The following is a 1,200-nucleotide window of genomic DNA, read 5'->3' as shown; positions in this document are numbered from 1 at the left end:
GCCTTTCCGTTTTACAGGTTCCTCAACAGGCCGGTGGGCCGTTAGTATCATCAATATCAGTATTCGCAAAACCAGATGAATGATTGTTTAAACTGGTGTATTTCTGCCTTTATGCTTCGTAAGTTTGCTGTCGCGCCGTCAGTGCCCAGGCTATTCTGGCCAGCTTGTTTGCCAGAGCACAGGTGACGACAAAGTTGCTTTTCCGACACAACAACTCCCTGACCCAGTCGGCCAACTTGCCAGACTGGTGTTCCAGTTTTTGTATGAATACCCTGGCACACTGAACCAACAAAGTTCGGATCTTTTTGTTGCCCCGCTTGCTAATCCCTAACAATGTCGTCCGACCTCCCGTGCTGTACTGTCGGGGTACCAGCCCTGTTGCCGCCGCAAAGTCACGGCTGCTGGCGTACTGCTTCCCGTCGCCAATCTCAGTTGAAATAGTACTGGCAGTCAGCGTTCCAACGCAGGGAATACTCAGCAAGCGCTGTCCAACCTCATCTTCGTCCAACTTTCGTTTCAACTGAGATTCCAGATCTTTAATCTGCTCAACAAGATAGTGATAATGCTGTTGTAATTTCAGCAGTAACTGGCTGAGATAAAGAGGCAAACTACTGTCCTCAAGAAGGGTACTCAGTCGACTAATAACGGCAGCACCTCGCGGAACGCTGATACCAAATTCCAGCAGAAAAGCATGCATCTGATTAGTTGTTTTCACCTTATCCTGAACCAGGGATTCACGGACACGATGCAGAGCTCGCATTGCCTGCTGAGATTCGGTTCTGGGCTGCACGAAACGCATAGATGGACGTGATGCTGCTTCACAGATAGCTTCAGCATCAACGAAGTCATTTTTGTTGCTTTTAACGAATGGGCGGACAAATTGCGGTGATATCAGCTTTGGAAAATGCCCTAACTCTTCCAGCTTGCGTGCCATAAAGTGAGAACCGCCACAGGCTTCCATCGCGATGGTTGTTGCCGGGCATGTCGCCAGAAATTCGATTAGCTTTGGTCGGGTGAATTTTTTACGGTAAACGGCCTTCCCACGATGATCCTGACAATGAATATGGAAAGAGTTCTTACCCAGATCGATACCAATAAGCGCAATGTTTTCCATGATGGTTCTCCGAATGAAAGCCTGTCCTCAGCATAGTACTGGGAAGGAGGGAGTGACCATCTCATTAAATAAAGCACGCTAAGCCG

1 protein-coding gene is annotated in these 1,200 nt (G+C 48.4%); it reads right to left on the bottom strand.

The features are described 5' to 3' along the window. Positions 1–109: 109 nt before the first annotated feature. The gene (locus tag R8O10_RS23875; protein ID WP_000427619.1) at positions 110–1,114 is read right to left on the bottom strand and encodes an IS110-like element IS5075 family transposase; all 1,005 of its coding nucleotides are present in this window, start codon (positions 1,112–1,114) and stop codon (positions 110–112) included. Between the last annotated feature and the right edge of the window lie 86 nt (positions 1,115–1,200).

The organism is Vibrio sp. 1727, assembly GCF_033344415.1.
Classification (GTDB): domain Bacteria; phylum Pseudomonadota; class Gammaproteobacteria; order Enterobacterales; family Vibrionaceae; genus Vibrio; species Vibrio alginolyticus.
The sequence above is the reverse complement of the archived record's forward strand: the minus strand, read 5'-3'. Positions and strand labels throughout refer to the sequence as shown.